This is a genomic window from Sphingomonas citri, assembly GCF_019429485.1.
Taxonomy (GTDB): Bacteria; Pseudomonadota; Alphaproteobacteria; order Sphingomonadales; family Sphingomonadaceae; genus Sphingomonas; species Sphingomonas citri.
This window is the reverse complement of sequence record NZ_JAHXZN010000001.1, coordinates 225,235-241,730: the sequence shown is the minus strand read 5'-3', so window position 1 is coordinate 241,730 and position 16,496 is coordinate 225,235. Positions and strand designations below refer to the sequence as shown.

Genomic DNA, 16,496 nt, shown 5'->3' with positions numbered 1-16,496 from the left:
TATCATCTCGCGCTAGACCGTGCGCATGATGGGGCCGGGGGTGCGCCGGCGAGTGAGAGTGACGGCCATGATCAAGGCGTTGGTGGTTGGACTGCTGGTGGGCGCCGGTCTGGTGCCAGCGGCGTCGGCGCAGCAGGGTACGCTGCGCGACGCGATGCGCGCGCGCATGCAAGCGCGGGTCGAGGCGCGCGGTGATGCGCCGCGAGGGCCCGGTCCGCAGGCCGCGGCGCCGGTGCCGCGCGGCGACTGGAACCGTCCTGACCGTCCGGAGCGGGTCGACACCGGCGGCTGGGCGCGACGCGACCCAGGCAACGGCGGACGCGGCGGCCGTGCCGGCTGGCGGGCGCCGCCGGTGCCCGCTCCGGCACCGGCGCCGCGTCCCGACGCGCGGCCGGGCGGCTGGGGCTATGGCGCCGCGCCGGCGGTGCGCGGTGAGAGCGATCGCTCGCGGGCAGAATGGCGCAGCGGGCGCGACCGCTCGCCCGGTTGGGACGGCCGAGATGACGCACGCACCCGCGTCGACGGCGACTGGCGCAGCGCGCGATCCGGCGATGGCTGGCAGCGGCGCGACCGCGACGACGACGCCTGGCAGCGGCGCGACCGCGGCAGCTACGCCTGGAGCAATGGCGGTAACGGACGCTGGGGCGGTCGCGACGACCGCGCGCGCTGGGATCGCGACTGGCGGCGCGATCAGCGCTACGACTGGAGCGGCTATCGCAGCAGCAACCGCTATGCCTATCGCCTGCCGCGCTATTACGCGCCCTACGGTTGGGGTGGCGGCTACACGCGCTTCGGCATCGGCGTCCGGATCGCGCCGACGTTGTTCGCGCGCAGCTACTGGATCGATGATCCCTACGCGTATCGCTTGCCCGACGCCTACGGCCCGTACCGCTGGGTACGCTATTATGACGACGCGCTGCTGGTCGATCTCGACAGCGGCCAGGTGGTCGACGTGATCTACGACATCTTCTGGTGAGCCGAGCGCGGCCGCGGGCAGCTTGCGTGTCGCCCCGGGCCGCGCGATGGAGCCGGCATGGCCCTGACGACCCTTCCCCCGGGCGGCCCCTCCGCCGCGCGCGCCGCGATCGGCGCGGCGGTGGCCGCCAAGCTCGATGCCGATCCCCGGATGCAGCGTCTGCCCAGTGACCAGATCGCGGCATGGCGCTGCCTCGACTTCCTCGACCATCCCTGGTGCGACTGGCTCATCCAGGTGATCGACTCGAACCGCCGCCCATCCTCGCTGCTGAGCGACCGCGGCGATCCCAACAACCGCACCAGCGAGAGCTGCGACATGGACCGTTTCGCCGACGGCATCCGCCAGGTCGACGAATCGATCGCCGCCTTGCTGGGCATCGCTCCCGAATATGGCGAGACGATGCAGGGGCAGCGCTACGCGCCGGGCCAGCTGTTCCGCACGCACCACGATTATTTCCACGAGGGCGAGAGCTACTGGCCGCGCATGCGCGAGAATGGCGGGCAGCGCACCTTCACCGCGATGGTCTATCTCAACGCGGTGGAGGAGGGCGGCGCGACCTGGTTCCCGCAGGGCGGGCTACGCGTCGCGCCGCGGCGCGGGATGCTGCTCGCCTGGGACAATATGAACCCGGACGGCAGCCCCAACACCGCGACGCTGCACGAGGGCATGGCGGTGGTGGAGGGCACCAAGTACGTCGTCACCAAGTGGTTCCGCGAGGAGCCCTGGGGGCGTGCCGCACGCGCGGCGGCGGAGGCTGCCGCGGCCGCGGCGTCGACGGGCGCGCCCGCCTCTGCTAAGCGGTGACATGCTTCAGGCCAGCCCCGGTTTCTCGCTCAGCACCCGCCCGCGCGCGATCGCGCGCTGGCTCTACTGCGTCGCCGCGCTGATCGTCGCGATGGTGGTGGTCGGCGGGGTCACCCGGCTGACCGAGTCCGGGCTGTCGATCACCGAGTGGAAGCCGATCTCGGGCGTGATCCCGCCGCTCACCACCGCGCAATGGCAGGCCGAGTTCGCTAATTACCAGCGCATCCCCGAGTATCAGCAGCTCAACCGCGGCATGACGCTCGACGGCTTCAAGGCGATCTTCTTCTGGGAATATGCGCACCGGCTGCTCGGCCGCGTGATCGGCTTGGCCTTCGCGCTCCCCCTGCTGTGGTTCGCGGTGAAGCGCCAGGTGCCGCGCGGCTATGGCTGGCGGCTCGGCGCGCTGCTCGCGCTCGGCGGACTGCAGGGCGCGATCGGCTGGTGGATGGTCGCCTCGGGTCTTTCGGTTCGCACCGACGTCAGCCACGTTCGGCTCGCGGTGCATCTCGGCACCGCGCTGTTCATCCTCTCCGGCATCGTCTGGACCGCGCGCGACCTCGTCGCGCTCTCCGACAACCCGCTGGCGCGTCCGGCGCCGCTACGCGCGATGCCGGCGCTGGCGCTCGCGCTGCTCGCGGTGCAGATCGTGTTCGGCGCCTTCACCGCTGGGCTTGACGCGGGCTATGCCTTCGCCAGTTGGCCGCTGATGGGAGACGCTTTGTTCCCCGCGAGCACGCCGATGGTCGCGCCGGCGTGGCGCAACGCGGTCGACAACCCGATCGTGGTTCAGTTCATCCACCGCTGGTTCGCCTTCGTCGCGGCGGCGGGGCTGCTGCTGCTGACGCATCGCGCGCGGCAGGTGCGCGCGCACCGTGCCGCGGCGGCGGTGGCGCTGCTGGTGGCGACGCAGATCGCGCTCGGCATCGCGACCTTGCTCAGCGGCGTCGACCTGCCGATCGCGGTGGCGCACCAGGCCAACGCCGCGCTGCTGCTGATCGGCGCAGTCGCGGCGGCGCATGCCGTGAGCCGCAATCGCGCCTGATTGGCGTCATGGTATTACAATACCCGTCGACAAAGCCGCGGAAACCTTGACTTCGTAGGCTCGCGGCGGCAATGCACCGCCATCGACGCGCAGGCCCGGCGGGGCGGCGCGTCTTTTCTATTCGAACGCGAAACGAGGTCACAGGCACCATGAAGGCGCTGATGAAGACCACCAAGGCGGCCAAGCCGCACGAGGTGGAGAAGAAGTGGCACATCGTCGACGCCGACGGCCTGGTGGTCGGTCGCGCTGCGGTGGTGATTGCCAACGTGCTGCGCGGCAAGCACAAGACCAGCTTCACCCCGCACGTCGACTGCGGTGACAATGTCATCGTGATCAACGCCGACAAGGTGCGCTTCACCGGCAACAAGCTGGGCGACAAGGTCTATTACAAGCACACCGGCTATGCCGGCGGCATCAAGGGCGTCACCGCGGCCAAGGTGCTCGAGGGTCGCTTCCCCGAGCGCGTGCTCGAGAAGGCGGTCGAGCGGATGATCCCGCGCGGCCCGCTGGGTCGCCAGCAGATGCGCAACCTGCGCATCTACAAGGGCACCGAGCACCCGCATGAGGCGCAGAGCCCCGCGGTGCTCGACATCGCCGGCATGAACCGCAAGAACAAGGTGGGCGCATAATGTCCGACAACCGCCAGTCCCTCTCTGACCTCGGTGCGGCGCTCCAGCAGCAGCGCGAGGTCCAGACCGACGCCGCCGACGCCTCGGCCGAGGCCTATCTCGCCGGCAGCATCGACGAGCCGGTCCAGCGCGCCCCGCTGCGTGCGCAGGAGCTCGACAAGCAGGGCCGCGCCTATGCCACCGGCCGCCGCAAGGACGCGGTCGCCCGCGTGTGGCTCAAGCCGGGCTCGGGCAAGATCACGATCAACGGTCGCGACCAGGAGATCTATTTCGCGCGTCCGACGCTGCGGCTCGTCATCAACCAGGTGTTCGGGATTACCGAGCGCGAGGGTCAGTATGACGTCGTCTGCACCGTCAAGGGCGGCGGTCTCTCGGGCCAGGCCGGCGCGGTGAAGCACGGCATCAGCCAGGCGATCACCAAGTATGAGCCGGTGCTGCGCGCGCCGGTGAAGGCGGCGGGCTTCCTTACCCGCGACAGCCGTGTCGTCGAGCGCAAGAAGTACGGCCGCGCCAAGGCGCGTCGCAGCTTCCAGTTCTCGAAGCGCTAAGCGGATATTGCCTGAGCTCCTGCGAACGCAGGAGCTCAGAGCCACAAGCACCAGCCTTCGTCGCTCTGGAATTCTGCGTGCGCAGGAACACGGCGCGACGGGGAGAACCCAGAGAGGGCGGTCCGGCGACGGGCCGCCCTTCTCGCATCTGGCGCATGTCACTTCGGTAACAGCGCCGTGACAGCGCGCGTCACCGATCCGTCGTGAAGCTGACACGCAACGAGTGGAGAGAGGTCGGACATCACCGTCGCCCGCTATCGGGTCCAACGAAGGTAATGCGCTGACATGACAGCAGTGATGACGACGGCCGGGGTCGCCCAGGCCTATGATCGCTGGGCTCCGATCTACGACCTCGTGTTCGGGCCCGTCTTCCGCCAGGGTCGCGCCAGCGCGATCCGCGCCGCGGACCGGATCGGCGGCCGGATCCTCGAGGTGGGCGTAGGCACCGGCATCTCGCTGCCGGGCTATGCGCGGACCAGTCGGGTGACCGGCATCGACATCTCCGAGGACATGCTCGACAAGGCGCGCGCTCGCGTACGCCGGCAGAACCTGCACAACGTCGACGCGATCCGCGTCGGTGACGCCGAGGCGCTCGACTTCGCCGACGAGAGCTTCGACGTCGTGGTAGCGCAATATGTCGTCAGCGCGGTGGCCAACCCGGCGCGCGCGCTCGACGAGTTCGCGCGCGTCTGCCGGCCGGGCGGCGAGATCGTCATCACCACGCGCGTCGGCGCCGAGAAGGGCGTGCGCGGCACGATCGAGAAGACGCTGATGCCGGTGACCAGCCGGCTCGGCTTCCGCACCGACTTCCCCTTCGCGCTCTACGCCGACTGGATCGCCGGGCGCGACGACGTCGCGCTGATCGAGCGCCGCGAGATCCCGCCGCTCGGCCATTTCTCGCTGGTGCGCATCGCCAAGCTCGACCGGGAGGACCAGTGATGCCGACGATCCGCAAGCTCCGCTTCGAGGACGAGCAGGGCAATCCCGGCTTCCGCGCGCAGCTCAAGGAGCAGCGCTGGGACGACCACCGCTTCTACCATCACAATCTGGTCAATCAGAGCCTGCACTTCGTCAGCGCCTGCACCTTCCTGGTGGCCTATGCTTTGCTGTTCGTCGACGCCGCGCTGGCGAGCCTGCTCGCCTGGGGTGTGGCGATGACGAGCCGTCAGGCCGGCCATTTCTTCTTCGAGCCCAAGGACTATGACCACGAGAACGGGGTCAGCCACGAGTATAAGGAAGAGGTCAAGGTCGGCTACAATCTCACGCGGAAGTACGTCCTGATGGGGCTGTGGCTGGCGATCCCGCTGGTGCTCGCGGCCGAGCCGACGCTGTTCGGGCTGCTCCAGCGACCCGATACGGCGCTCGACTTCCTCCGACACGTCGGCTTCGGCTGGCTGTGCTTCGGGGTGGTCGCGATCCTGTTCCGCGTCACCCAGCTGTGGATCGAGCGCGACCTCGAGACGGGTATCGTGTGGGCGACCAAGATCGTCACCGATCCGTTCAGCGACTTCCGCCTCTACCGCACCGCGCCCGCGCGGCTGCTCAAGGGCGAGCGCAGCGGGGATCACCACGCCGCGGCGTGAGGCTGTCAGGGGCGACTTCCGCTCCCCTGATCGTTCCCCGGCGAAAGCCGGGGTCCAGTTGGGGGACGCTGGTGAGAGCCACCATGGCCGTCCCCCAGCTGGACCCCGGCCCTTCGCCGGGGAACAGCGACGGGGGAGGGCTGAGTCTCACCGCATTAGCCGCGCCCGCAGCGACTCGCGCAGCGCCATCCGACGCAGCTGCTTATCGCTGACCGCCGGTCCGCTCCACCAGCCGTCCGCGTGCATCGCGCGCGCGGCGGTGACGAAGCGGCGGACGATCTCGTCGAAGAGCGCGTCATCCATGTCGAGGCTGAAGATCAGCCGCCCGGTGCCGACCCAGCTGAGCGCCAGCCCCTCGGCGCGGAGGTAGTATTGCAGCATCCAATTGTAGCGCGACGGCCGCGTGTACAGGACGGTCCAGATCGTCGAGAGGTTGGCGACCGACACCGGCAACCCCGCGTCGGCGAGCGCGGCGTTGAGCTGCGCCGCGCGCGCGTCCCACCGGGCGTCGAGTCCGTCGTACAGCGCCTGTACCGGGCGGGTCTCGAGCCGGCGCAGGAACGAGTCCATCGCCGCCATCACATAGGGATGCGCGTTGAAGGTGCCGCGCGCGAAGCAGATGTCGACCGGGCGGTCGTCGCGCCAGCGCTTCATCAGCGCGGCGCGCCCGGTGAGCACGCCGACCGGCAGCCCGCCGCCCAGCGTCTTGCCCCAGGTGATCAGGTCGGGCTCGACCCCGACCCGGCGGAGCAGGCTGCCCGGCGCGAGCCGGAAGCCGACGAACACCTCGTCCGCGATCAGCACGATGCCGTTGGCGCGGCAGGTCTCGGCGAGGCGGTGGAGCCAGCGCGCGTAGCCGTCGAGATCGGCGCCGGCGCGGCGCGCGCTGTCGACCAATTGGCCGTCCGAGGGCGCCGACGCATTGGGGTGGAGCGCCTGGAGCGGGTTGACCAGCACGCACGCGATGTCCTGGCGGGTGGCGAGCACGCGCAGCGTCTCCTCGCTCATCTCGGCGAGCGTGAGCGTGTGATCGGCCGGGACGGGATTGCCGATGCCGGGCTGCACGTCGCCCCACCAGCCGTGATAGGCGCCCGCGAAGCGCACCAGCCGGCGCTTGCCGGTGTGGTAGCGCGCCAGTCGCACCGCCTGCATCACCGCCTCGGTGCCCGACATATGGAACGACACCTCGTCGTGTCCCGACAGCGCGCACAGCCGGCGGACGTTGTCGGCCACCACCGGGTGATAGGCGCCGAGCAGTGCGCCGAGCGGCTCGGCGGTGGCGACCGCCTCGCGCAGCGTCTCCTTGTAGAAGTCGCTGCCGAACAGGTTGACCCCGTACGAGCCGGTGCAGTCGATCAGCCGGTTCCCGTCCAGGTCGATCAGCCACGCGCCTTCCGTTCGCTCGACGAAGGCGCCGGTCGGCAGCTTGGCGCGCACCACCTCGGCGAAGGGGAAGGGGACGCGGTAGCGGCCGGTGAATTGCAGGTCGGACAGCCCCGCGCGCGTCTCGGCGGTGAGCGCGAGCGTCCGCGGGAAACGCTCGGCGAAGAGCTCGCTCAGCCCGCGAAAGCCGTCGCGCCGTCGCGCCGCGACCGCGTGATCGCAGCCGTCGGCGCGGAAGAAACGCTCCTCCGGGTGGCTGTAGAACGAGATCTGCCCCGCCACGCGCTTGGCCATGCGGACGTGCCCGCCGAGCGAGGGATGTTTGGCGCGCGACAGGCGCAGCCGCTCGCGTCCCTTGCTGACCGCGAACAGGGTGGTGGCGACCGCGCCGGCCACCGCAACGAACGTCCTTTTCTCCATGCCTCCCCACAGACCCTCACGATGACGCAGGTGTGACAATGCGCTCGGCTTTCCTCCGCCTGCTGCTGCAGGAGGATCTCAACTTCCTGCTGACCAACCGCATACCGCGACGCTGGGCGACCGGGCTGGTCGGGCGCATCGCCGCGGTGGAGCATCCTCTGGTGGCGCGGCCCGCGCTGGCGGCATGGCGCTTCTTCTCCGACGTCGACCTGTCCGACGCCGCGACCACCGAGTTCCGTTCGCTGCGCGACGGCTTCATCCGCCGGCTGCGCCCGGGCGCGCGCGCCTATGACCGCGATCCGGCGACGCTGGCGAGCCCGTGCGACGCGATCCTCGGGGCGCACGGCCGGATCGAGGGCGACCGGGTCTATCAGGTGAAGGGCTTCCCCTATCGGCTCGGCGAGCTGGTGCCCGATCCCGCGCTGGCGGAGCGCTTCCGCGACGGCTGGTACGTGACGCTGCGGCTCACCGCGGCGATGTACCATCGCTTCCACGCGCCGGCCGACCTGACGGTGGAGGGCGTCACGTACCTCTCGGGCGATTGCTGGAACGTCAACCCGATCGCGCTCAAGCGGGTCGAGCAGCTCTTCTGCCGCAACGAGCGCGCGGTGATCGAGGCGAGCTCGGCAGGGCGACCTTTGCTGCTGGTGCCCGTCGCGGCGATCCTGGTGGCGAGCATCCGGCTCGGCTTCCTCGACGTCGAGACGGTGCTGCGCGAGCAGGGAAGCGCGCGCGTGGCGTGCGACAAGCGGATAGGGAAGGGCGAGGAGATGGGCTGGTTCGAGCACGGCTCGACCATCCTGCTGTTCCTGCCGCCCGCGGCGCGGCTGCGCGACGGGCTGCGGCTGGGCGACACGATCCGCGCCGGGCAGGTGCTGGCGGACTGGTGAGGGGGTTGGTTGCCGCCTTAGCCTGTCCTGCTGCCGTCATCCTGATCTTGTCTCGGGATCCACCGTGCCGCGCACGCTCCGGCCGCTGAGTCCGCGGCACCGTGGATCCTGAGACGACTACGGATGACGGCAGGAAAGACGAGGGGGAGGGCGGGGCGGCCACCAGCGCTACCCGCCCCCGCTCACCCCACTCGATCCGCCACCAGCGCGTCCACCACCGACGGGTCCGCCAGCGTCGAGGTGTCGCCCAGCGCGCCGAGATCGTTCTCCGCGATCTTGCGCAGGATGCGGCGCATGATCTTGCCCGAGCGCGTCTTGGGCAGCCCCGGTGCGAACTGGAGCGCGTCGGGCGTGGCGATCGGCCCGATCTCCTCGCGCACCCATTGCCGCAGCGCCGCGCGCAGCGCGTCCGACGGCTGCTCGCCCGCGTTGAGCGTGACGAAGGCGTAGATGCCCTGGCCCTTCACCTCGTGCGGCATGCCCACCACCGCGGCCTCGGCGACGCTGGCGTGCGCCACGAGCGCGCTCTCCACCTCGGCGGTGCCCATGCGATGGCCGCTGACGTTGATGACGTCGTCGACCCGGCCGGTGATCCAGTAATAGCCGTCACCGTCGCGGCGGCAGCCGTCGCCGGTGAAATACTTGCCGGGGTAGGTCGTGAAATAGGTCTGGAAGAAGCGCTCGTGGTCGTTCCACACGGTACGCATCTGCCCCGGCCAGCTGTCGGTCAGGCAGAGGTTGCCCTCGGTCGCGCCCTCGAGCACCTTGCCCTCGGCGTCGACGATCTGCGGCTGGACGCCGGGCAGCGGCCTGGTCGCCGAGCCGGGCTTGAGGTCGGTGGCATAAGGCAGCGGCGAGATCAGGATGCCGCCGGTCTCGGTCTGCCACCACGTGTCCACCACCGGGCAGCGCGAGTCGCCGACGACGCGGTGATACCAGTTCCACGCCTCGGGGTTGATCGGCTCGCCGACGCTGCCGAGCAGCCGCAGCGAGGCGCGGCTGTGGCGCGTCACCCACTGGTCGCCCTCGCGCATCAGCGCGCGGATCGCGGTGGGCGCGGTGTAGAGGATGTTGACCCCGAGCCGGTCGACCGTCTCCCACAGCCGACCGTGGTCAGGGTAGTTGGGCACGCCGTCGAACATCACCGTGGTCGCGCCGTTGGCGAGCGGGCCGTAGACGACATAGCTGTGCCCGGTGACCCAGCCGATGTCGGCGGTGCACCAGAAGAGCTCGCCGTCGCGATAGTCGAACACCTCCTTGAAGGTCTTCGTGACCCAGACGAGATAGCCGCCGGTGGTGTGGAGCACGCCCTTGGGCTTGCCGGTCGAGCCCGAGGTGTAGAGGATGAACAGCGGGTCCTCGGCCCCCATCGGCTCGGGCGCGCAATCGTCGTCCACGCTCTCCAGCGCGTCGTGAAGCCAGACGTCCCGGCCCGCGGTCATCGCCACGTCGCCGCCGGTGCGGCGGATCACCAGGACGTGCTCAACCCCGGGGCAGTGCGCCACCGCCTTGTCGACGTTGGCCTTGAGCGGGATGCGCTTGCCGCCGCGACAGCCCTCGTCGGCGGTGATGACGATCCGCGAGTCGCAGTCCTGGATCCGGTTGGCGAGGCTGTCGGGGGAGAAGCCGCCGAACACGATCGAGTGGATCGCGCCGATGCGGGTGCACGCCAACATCGCCGCGGCGGCATCGGCGATCATCGGCAGATACAGAGTCACCCGGTCGCCGCGGCGCACGCCGAGCGACTTGAGCACGTTGGCGAAGCGGCACATGTCGCGGTGCAGCTCGCGATAGGTGAGCGTGCGGGTCTCGCCGGGCTCGTCGCCCTCCCACACGATCGCGACCTGATCGGCGCGGGTCGCGAGATGGCGGTCGACGCAATTGACCGAGACGTTGAGTTCGCCGTCGGCGTACCAGCGGATGCGGAAGTCGGCCTCGTCGAACGACGTGTCCTTCACCTGGGTGAAGGGGGTGATCCAGTCGACCCGCTCCGCCTCGCCGCGCCAATAGCCCTCGGGGTCGGCGACCGAGCGGCGATAGGCCTCCTCATAGCCGGCGCGGTCGATGCTGTCGGGCAGGCCCGCCGGCGCGGGGTGACACGTCTCGCTCATCGCTCGTACTCTCTCCTCGATCCTTATCGCCGCCGCGCTGGGCTCAGCCCTCGGGCGGCACCGGCGGCGTCTCGTCGCCCAGTGTCAGCCCGTGGCGCATCAGCATCGGCACGTTGGCGACCGCGAACAGCATGGTCACCGGGATGACCACCCACACCTTGTAGATCGCCCACAGGTCCCAGCCGCGCTGCGCGCCGAACGTGGCCGCGGCGCCGCGCCACACCGCCTCGTTGGCGAACGCCATCGCGACGAAGAACCACACCCAGTTGAGCGTCAGCCGGTGCCAGCCGCGCTCGCTCAGCCCGGGGTAGCTCGATCCCATCAGCTGCTGGAGCAGCGGGCGCCCGGTCGCGGCACCGAAGCCCAGCGTCGCGGCGAGCAGCGCGTAGACGATCGTCGGCTTGGTCTGGATGAAGCGCGGGTCGCGGAAATACATCGTCAACCCGCCGAACACGATGACGAGCCCGGCCGAGATCAGCAGCATCGGCGGCACGCGCCCGAGCTTGGCCTTGGCGATCACCAGCGCGACCACGCTCGCCAGCACGAAGGCCGCGGTAGCGACGATCACGCGCGCGAGCAGCAGCGCCTCGACGCGGGTGAGATCGGACAGCGCGGGCGTCACCGCGGCGACGAGCCGGCGCGCACTCTCGCCCGGCAGCAGGAAGTTGACCGCGAAGAACACCGCGAGCGGGCCGTAATCGACCAGAGCGCGCGCGCCCGCCGACTCCTTCGGCGTCGCGCTCACTTGCGCGGCCCCGTGTCGACCCCGGCGATGATGCGGCTGACCTCGCGCGCGTCGAACGGGCGCAGGTCGTCCATCTGCTCGCCGACGCCGATGGCGTGGATCGGCAGGCCGTAGCGCTCCGCCGCCGCCACCAGCACGCCGCCGCGCGCGGTGCCGTCGAGCTTGGTCATGACGAGGCCGGTGACTCCCGCCACCTCTTTGAACACCTCGATCTGGTTGAGCGCGTTCTGGCCGGTGGTGGCGTCGAGCACCAGCAGCACGTCGTGCGGCGCGGCGGGATTGAGCCGGCCGAGCACGCGACGGATCTTGGCGAGCTCGTCCATCAGCTCGCGCTTGTTCTGGAGCCGCCCGGCGGTGTCGACGATCAGCACGTCGGTGCCGATCTCGGTCGCCTTCTTCACCGCGTCCCAGACGATGCCCGCGGCGTCGCCGCCCTCGGGGCCGGTGACGATCGGCACGCCGATCCGCTCCGCCCAGGTGCGCAGCTGGCCGATCGCGGCGGCGCGGAAGGTGTCGCCCGCGGCGAGCATCACCTGATAGTCCTGCTCGAGGAACAGGTGCGCCAGCTTGGCGATTGTGGTGGTCTTGCCCGAGCCGTTGACGCCGATCACCAGCACCACCTGCGGGCGCGGGAAGGCGTCGATTCCGAGCGGCTTGGCGACCTGCGCCAGCACCTTCTCCACCTCCTCGGCGACGACGAGACGGATGCCGAGCTCCTCCATGTTGCGCTCGAACGTGCCCTCGGCGAGCCGCGCGCGAACGCGGCCGGCGGTCTCCGGACCGAGGTCGGAGCCGATCAGCGCCTCCTCGACTTCATCGAGCGTGTGTTCCTCCAGCCGCGCGCCGCCCAGGCCGGCGAGGTTGCCGACCAGCCGGTCGGAGGTGCGGCGGAAGCCGCCCAGCAGCTTGTCGTGCCAGCTCGTGCTCATGCGATGGTTCCGGTGAGATGGTCGGGCGCGGCGGCGACGATCGTGACGTCGTGCACGCTGCCGATGGGGAGCGGGGCAGCGAGGCGGACCTCGCTGAAATCGGGGGCGTGGCCGCGGTCGCCGGGGCGCTCGACCAGCACGCGCTGCACCGTGCCGACCTGGCGCGCGAGGCGGTTGGCGAGCCGCGCGGTTGAGGCGGCGCGCAAGGTGGCGGCACGGGCGCGCGCCACCTCGGGCTCGACCTGCGGCATGCGCGCCGCCGGCGTGCCCGCGCGCGGCGAATAGGGGAAGACGTGCGCGTGAGTGATGTCGGCCTCGTCGACCAGCGCGAGCGTGTTGGCGAACATCGCCTCGTCCTCGGTCGGGAAGCCCGCGATCAGGTCCGCGCCGATCGCCAAATCGGGCCGTGCGGCGCGCAGCCGCTCGACCAGCGCGATCGCCTCAGCGCGGCGATGGCGCCGGCGCATGCGCTTGAGGATCAGGTCGTCGCCCGCCTGGAGCGAGAGATGTACGTGCGGCATCACCCGCGGCTCCTGGGTGAGCAGCGCGAACAGCGAGTCGTCGATCACGTGCGGGTCGAGCGAAGAGAGGCGGATTCGCTCCAGCCCCGGCACGCCGGCGAGCAGTCGCTCGACCAGCGCCGCGAGCCCGGCGCCGCGGTCGTCGTAGCTGGCGAGGTCGACCCCGCTCAGCACCACCTCGCGCTGCCCCGCCTCGACCAGCGCGGCGACGCGTGGGACGATCTCGGCGATCGGATCGCTGCGGCTCACGCCGCGGCCCTGCGGGATGGCGCAGAAGGTGCAGGCATGGTCGCAGCCGTTCTGAACGCCGACGAAGGCGCGGGTCTGCGCGCGCGGCCGCGGCGCATTGCCGCGCGCGCTCCCCCAGCTCGCCGGCAGCAGCTTGGCGGCGTTCGGGACCAGGCGGTCGACCTCTGGCATGGCGGCGAAGCCGGCGCGGTCCATCTCGGCGGCGCAGCCGGTGACCACCAGCTCGGCGTGCGGCAGGCGCCGCCGCAGCCGGCGCACCGCGGCGCGTGTGTCGCGCATCGCCTGGTTCGTCACGCCGCAGCCGTTCACCACCGCCACACCCGCGCCAGCGAGCTGGCGGATCGCCTCGCTCTCGGCGATGTTGAGGCGGCAGCCGAGTGTCACGACCTCTGGCTGGGGAACGGCGGACATGGCGCGCGATCTAGGGGGCGCGGCGGGCGAAGTCGACCCTATGGTGCGGGAGGCCGAAACGGTTCGCCAGAACTTGCCGTACCAACCAGCGTCATGCTGACCTCGTTTCAGGATCCACTGTGCCGCACACGTAGACGCGCAAGCTCGCGCAGAGCCGTGGATCATGAAACGAGTTCAGGATGACGGCTGGGAATCAGCGCGCGGCGCCATCACCTCGATCACCCCGGCCGCGACGTGCGCGGTCACCGGCGTGTGCGCCAGCACCTCGCCGTCGATCGAGATCGGCAACGGCGGGTCGCTGCGCACCCGGATCGACGTGCCCGAGAAGGTCACCACCTCATGGTGGCGCTCCGGGCGCCCGAGCCAGCTCGCCGCCCAGTTGCTCACCAGCCGGCGCTTGTAATGTCCCTTCACCACCTGGACGACGATCTTGCCCGAGTCGACCGCGGCCTCGTCCACCAGCCACGTGCCACCGTGATAGGGGCCGTTGGAGATCCGCACCTCGACCGCCTTCAGCTTCTGCTCGTCCCTGCCATCGCCCGCGTCGACGTAGAGCGTGAAGGGTCGGAAGCGCGTCAGCTGATAGCCCGCCCAGCCGAGATAGCCGAGCCGCCCCGCCACCTTCTTGAGCCGGTGTGGCACGGTCTCGGCGATCTGCGGACTCAGACCCATCGCGGCGCAGTTGGCGAAATAATCGTCGTCGATCATGCCGAGGTCGATCCGCCGCGGCGCGCCGGTGCGGAACACCTCGATCGCGCCGTCGATGTCGAGCGGCAGGCCGAGCGTGCGCGCGAAGCTGTTGGCGGTGCCGAGCGGCAGCACGCCGAGCACGACGTCGTGGCCGACCATGAGATCGACCAGTCCGCTGATGGTGCCGTCGCCACCCCCAAGGATCAGCAGATCGGGCTTCTTCTCCAGCGCCTTGCGCACGGTGCGGTCGAGGTGCTTGGGATCCTTCACCGCGTGCGGCTCGACCTTGAACGGCAGTTCGCGCAGGCGCCGGCAGGCGCGGCGGAACAGCTTGCGCCCACGCCGCGACTTGGCGTTGACGACGAGCGCGGCGGAGCGGATCTCTCTCATGCGCCGGCTAACGCGCGAGCGGGCGTTCCGCTGCCGTAACGCTTGCATGGCGCGTCCGATTGCGGGAAAGCCGCTGGCATGCACGCTGCCTATCCCGCGCTGCGCCTGCGTCGCACCCGCGCCGCCGGCTGGAGCCGCCGCCTCCACGCCGAGCATATCCTCACCCCGGCCGACCTGATCTGGCCGATGTTCGTGACCGACGGCGAGCAGGTGGAGGAGCCGATCGCGACGCTGCCGGGCGTGTCCCGCTGGTCGATCGACCTCGCGGTGGCACGCGCCAAGGAGGCGCACGATCTCGGCATCCCGTGCCTCGCGCTCTTCCCCAACACGCCGCGCGAGCGCCGCAGCGACGACGCTGCCGAGGCGCTCAACCCCGACAATCTGATCTGCCGCGCGACGCGCGCGATCAAGGACGCGGTGCCCGACATCGGCATCCTGACCGACGTCGCGCTCGATCCCTATACCGCGCATGGCCACGACGGGGTGATCGACACCGCCGGCTACGTCCGCAACGACGACACGGTCGAGCTGCTGGTCGGGCAGAGCCTCAACCAGGCGCGCGCCGGCGCCGACATCATCGCACCGAGCGACATGATGGACGGCCGCGTCGGTGCGATCCGCGCCGCGCTGGAGCGGGACTCGCACGTCAACGTCCAGATCATGGCCTATGCCGCCAAATATGCCTCGGCTTACTACGGCCCGTTCCGCGACGCGGTCGGCACGCGCGGGCTGCTCAAGGGCGACAAGACCACCTATCAGATGGACCCGTCCAACCGCGAGGAAGCGCTGCGCGAGGTCTCCCTTGATCTCGCCGAAGGCGCGGACAGCGTGATGGTCAAGCCGGGCCTGCCGTATCTCGACATCGTCCGCGCGGTGAAGGACGCCTTCGCGGTGCCGGTGTTCGCCTATCAGGTGTCGGGCGAGTATGCGATGATCGAGGCGGCGGTGGCCGCGGGCGCGGCCGACCGTGACGCCATGGTGCTGGAAACGCTGCTGGCCTTCAAGCGCGCCGGCTGCGCGGGCGTGCTCACCTATCACGCGGTACACGCGGCGCGGCTGCTCGGCGCGTGATCGTCACCGAGCGCCTGATCCTGCGCCCGGCCGAGCCGCGCGACCGCGCCGCGCTCCACGCGATGTGGGCCGACGCGCGCGTGATGGCGGATCTCGGGCCGGTGAAGGACGAGGCCGCGAGCGACGCGGCGATCGCACGCCACGCCGGCTACCGCACCGAACATGGACTGGGGTTCGGCACGGTCGAGCGCCGCGACTCGGGTGACCTGATCGGCTTCTGCGGGCTCAAGCCGGGCGCGCCGACGACCCCGATCCGCGGCGAGCTCGAGATCGGCTGGATGCTCGCGCACGCCGCCTGGGGTCAGGGCTATGCGCAGGAGGCCGCGGCGGCGTGGCTCGACTGGGCGTGGTCACACCGCGACGAGCCGCGCGTCGTCGCGATCACCGCCGCGGCCAACGCCGCAAGCCAGCGGCTGATGATGCGGCTCGGCATGCACCGGCTCGCCGCAGGCGACTTCGACCATCCCGACTTCGCCGCGGACGACGCGCGCCGCGCCACGGTGACCTACGCGATCGACCGGCCACGATGATCGAGACCGAGCGGCTCACGCTGCGCGGCTGGCGCGCCGAGGACGTCGAGTCCTTCCACGCCATCGCGCAGGATGCTGAGGTGATGCGTCACATCGGCCCGTCGGAGACGCGGCGCGAGAGTCGCCGTGCGTGGCGGCGCATGGCGGCGGCACAGGCGCGTTACGGCCATTGCTTCTGGGTGGTCGAGCGCCGCGCCGATCAGGCGTTCGTCGGCCTGTGCGGGCTGCTGCCGCTCAAGCCGCCGGTGGCGGGCGAGGTGGAGATCGGCTGGCGGCTCGGTCGCGCGCACTGGGGCAGGGGCTATGCGCGAGAGGCGGCGTCCGCCTGCCTCGAGTGGGCGTGGGAGCATCTCGACGTGCCGACGATCGCGGCGGTGACCGTGCCCGGCAACACGCGCAGCCGGCTGCTCATGGAGCGGCTCGGCATGACGCGCGTGATCGGCGGCGACTTCGACCATCCCGCACTCGAGGCGGGTGATCCGCTTCGCCGCCATCTGCTCTATCGCATCGCCCGGCCGACGCGTGGCTGAGGCACGGTCGCGACGCGGCGGCGTGGCGCCGCTGTTCGTCGCGA

At 70.7% G+C, this 16,496-nt stretch carries 17 protein-coding genes; 11 read left to right on the top strand and 6 right to left on the bottom strand.

Going from position 1 to position 16,496, the window contains the following annotated elements; all coding sequences use genetic code 11:
* Positions 1-67: 67 nt before the first annotated feature.
* The 7 genes from KZ820_RS01225 to KZ820_RS01195 all read left to right on the top strand — a co-directional run bounded on the left by KZ820_RS01225 (position 68) and on the right by KZ820_RS01195 (position 5,582).
* A complete protein-coding gene (locus tag KZ820_RS01225; protein ID WP_258047669.1) occupies positions 68-976 on the top strand; it encodes an RcnB family protein in 909 nt (302 codons plus the stop codon).
* 57 nt (positions 977-1,033) lie between these two features.
* Entirely contained in the window at positions 1,034-1,780 is a 747-nt protein-coding gene (locus KZ820_RS01220; protein ID WP_219746905.1) for a prolyl hydroxylase family protein, read from the top strand.
* A 1-nt stretch (position 1,781) separates the two neighbouring features.
* Positions 1,782-2,822 carry a COX15/CtaA family protein gene (locus KZ820_RS01215; RefSeq protein WP_219746904.1) on the top strand — a complete coding sequence of 347 codons (1,041 nt, stop codon included), beginning with the start codon at positions 1,782-1,784 and terminating at the stop codon, positions 2,820-2,822.
* A 149-nt stretch (positions 2,823-2,971) separates the two neighbouring features.
* Positions 2,972-3,451, top strand: a complete 480-nt coding sequence (gene rplM, locus KZ820_RS01210) for a 50S ribosomal protein L13 (protein ID WP_219746903.1) — start codon at positions 2,972-2,974, stop codon at positions 3,449-3,451.
* Positions 3,451-3,999 carry a 30S ribosomal protein S9 gene (gene rpsI, locus KZ820_RS01205; protein WP_132907964.1) on the top strand — a complete coding sequence of 183 codons (549 nt, stop codon included), beginning with the start codon at positions 3,451-3,453 and terminating at the stop codon, positions 3,997-3,999. Before rplM ends, rpsI begins: the two co-directional genes overlap by 1 nt.
* 297 nt (positions 4,000-4,296) lie before the next feature.
* Entirely contained in the window at positions 4,297-4,938 is a 642-nt protein-coding gene (locus tag KZ820_RS01200) for a class I SAM-dependent methyltransferase (RefSeq protein ID WP_243693595.1), read from the top strand.
* Positions 4,938-5,582, top strand: a complete 645-nt coding sequence (locus tag KZ820_RS01195) for a DUF962 domain-containing protein (protein WP_219746902.1) — start codon at positions 4,938-4,940, stop codon at positions 5,580-5,582. The genes KZ820_RS01200 and KZ820_RS01195 overlap by 1 nt, the downstream gene beginning before the upstream one ends.
* Before the next feature lie 147 nt (positions 5,583-5,729).
* Here KZ820_RS01195 and KZ820_RS01190 read toward each other — a convergent pair whose 3' ends face one another.
* Entirely contained in the window at positions 5,730-7,361 is a 1,632-nt protein-coding gene (locus KZ820_RS01190; RefSeq protein WP_308462086.1) for an aminotransferase class III-fold pyridoxal phosphate-dependent enzyme, read from the bottom strand.
* 62 nt (positions 7,362-7,423) lie between these two features.
* On the opposite strand from KZ820_RS01190, the gene asd reads away from it, so the two are divergent.
* Positions 7,424-8,275, top strand: coding sequence for an archaetidylserine decarboxylase (gene asd, locus KZ820_RS01185; protein ID WP_219746900.1), 852 nt, complete (start codon positions 7,424-7,426; stop codon positions 8,273-8,275).
* A gap of 182 nt (positions 8,276-8,457) precedes the next feature.
* Here the strand turns inward: asd and acs are convergent, their stop codons facing one another.
* The 5 genes from acs to KZ820_RS01160 all read right to left on the bottom strand — a co-directional run bounded on the left by acs (position 8,458) and on the right by KZ820_RS01160 (position 14,321).
* On the bottom strand, positions 8,458-10,386 hold the full coding sequence (gene acs, locus KZ820_RS01180; RefSeq protein ID WP_219746899.1) for an acetate--CoA ligase: 1,929 nt from the start codon (positions 10,384-10,386) through the stop codon (positions 8,458-8,460).
* Between the two features lie 43 nt (positions 10,387-10,429).
* Complete coding sequence (locus KZ820_RS01175) at positions 10,430-11,131, bottom strand: inner membrane-spanning protein YciB (RefSeq protein WP_219746898.1); 702 nt, start codon at positions 11,129-11,131, stop codon at positions 10,430-10,432.
* The gene (ftsY, locus tag KZ820_RS01170; RefSeq protein WP_132907957.1) at positions 11,128-12,060 is read right to left on the bottom strand and encodes a signal recognition particle-docking protein FtsY; all 933 of its coding nucleotides are present in this window, start codon (positions 12,058-12,060) and stop codon (positions 11,128-11,130) included. Before ftsY ends, KZ820_RS01175 begins: the two co-directional genes overlap by 4 nt.
* Complete coding sequence (locus tag KZ820_RS01165) at positions 12,057-13,241, bottom strand: MiaB/RimO family radical SAM methylthiotransferase (RefSeq protein ID WP_219746897.1); 1,185 nt, start codon at positions 13,239-13,241, stop codon at positions 12,057-12,059. The genes ftsY and KZ820_RS01165 overlap by 4 nt, the downstream gene beginning before the upstream one ends.
* A 174-nt stretch (positions 13,242-13,415) precedes the next feature.
* Positions 13,416-14,321 carry a diacylglycerol/lipid kinase family protein gene (locus tag KZ820_RS01160; RefSeq protein WP_219746896.1) on the bottom strand — a complete coding sequence of 302 codons (906 nt, stop codon included), beginning with the start codon at positions 14,319-14,321 and terminating at the stop codon, positions 13,416-13,418.
* 78 nt (positions 14,322-14,399) lie between these two features.
* Between KZ820_RS01160 and hemB the strand changes: the two genes are divergently transcribed.
* From hemB to KZ820_RS01145, 3 genes are read left to right on the top strand one after another with little or no spacing between them, the layout of a single operon-like run.
* On the top strand, positions 14,400-15,392 hold the full coding sequence (gene hemB / locus KZ820_RS01155) for a porphobilinogen synthase (protein WP_219746895.1): 993 nt from the start codon (positions 14,400-14,402) through the stop codon (positions 15,390-15,392).
* Entirely contained in the window at positions 15,389-15,922 is a 534-nt protein-coding gene (locus KZ820_RS01150; RefSeq protein WP_219746894.1) for a GNAT family N-acetyltransferase, read from the top strand. Before hemB ends, KZ820_RS01150 begins: the two co-directional genes overlap by 4 nt.
* Positions 15,919-16,452 (top strand): GNAT family N-acetyltransferase, encoded by a 534-nt coding sequence (locus KZ820_RS01145; protein WP_219746893.1) that lies wholly within the window; start codon positions 15,919-15,921, stop codon positions 16,450-16,452. The genes KZ820_RS01150 and KZ820_RS01145 overlap by 4 nt, the downstream gene beginning before the upstream one ends.
* Positions 16,453-16,496: the final 44 nt, after the last annotated feature.

Excerpts from the sequence above, each read along its gene's own strand:
- KZ820_RS01220 (WP_219746905.1), top strand. The coding sequence starts at position 1,034 with ATGGCCCTGACGACCCTTCCCCCGGGCGGCCCCTCCGCCGCGCGCGCC.
- rpsI (WP_132907964.1), top strand. The coding sequence starts at position 3,451 with ATGTCCGACAACCGCCAGTCCCTCTCTGACCTCGGTGCGGCGCTCCAG.
- acs (WP_219746899.1), bottom strand. The coding sequence starts at position 10,386 with ATGAGCGAGACGTGTCACCCCGCGCCGGCGGGCCTGCCCGACAGCATC.
- KZ820_RS01215 (WP_219746904.1), top strand. The coding sequence starts at position 1,782 with ATGCTTCAGGCCAGCCCCGGTTTCTCGCTCAGCACCCGCCCGCGCGCG.
- KZ820_RS01165 (WP_219746897.1), bottom strand. The coding sequence starts at position 13,241 with ATGTCCGCCGTTCCCCAGCCAGAGGTCGTGACACTCGGCTGCCGCCTC.
- KZ820_RS01225 (WP_258047669.1), top strand. The coding sequence starts at position 68 with ATGATCAAGGCGTTGGTGGTTGGACTGCTGGTGGGCGCCGGTCTGGTG.
- KZ820_RS01200 (WP_243693595.1), top strand. The coding sequence starts at position 4,297 with ATGACGACGGCCGGGGTCGCCCAGGCCTATGATCGCTGGGCTCCGATC.
- hemB (WP_219746895.1), top strand. The coding sequence starts at position 14,400 with ATGCACGCTGCCTATCCCGCGCTGCGCCTGCGTCGCACCCGCGCCGCC.
- rplM (WP_219746903.1), top strand. The coding sequence starts at position 2,972 with ATGAAGGCGCTGATGAAGACCACCAAGGCGGCCAAGCCGCACGAGGTG.
- KZ820_RS01195 (WP_219746902.1), top strand. The coding sequence starts at position 4,938 with ATGCCGACGATCCGCAAGCTCCGCTTCGAGGACGAGCAGGGCAATCCC.
- KZ820_RS01160 (WP_219746896.1), bottom strand. The coding sequence starts at position 14,321 with ATGAGAGAGATCCGCTCCGCCGCGCTCGTCGTCAACGCCAAGTCGCGG.
- KZ820_RS01145 (WP_219746893.1), top strand. The coding sequence starts at position 15,919 with ATGATCGAGACCGAGCGGCTCACGCTGCGCGGCTGGCGCGCCGAGGAC.
- ftsY (WP_132907957.1), bottom strand. The coding sequence starts at position 12,060 with ATGAGCACGAGCTGGCACGACAAGCTGCTGGGCGGCTTCCGCCGCACC.
- asd (WP_219746900.1), top strand. The coding sequence starts at position 7,424 with ATGCGCTCGGCTTTCCTCCGCCTGCTGCTGCAGGAGGATCTCAACTTC.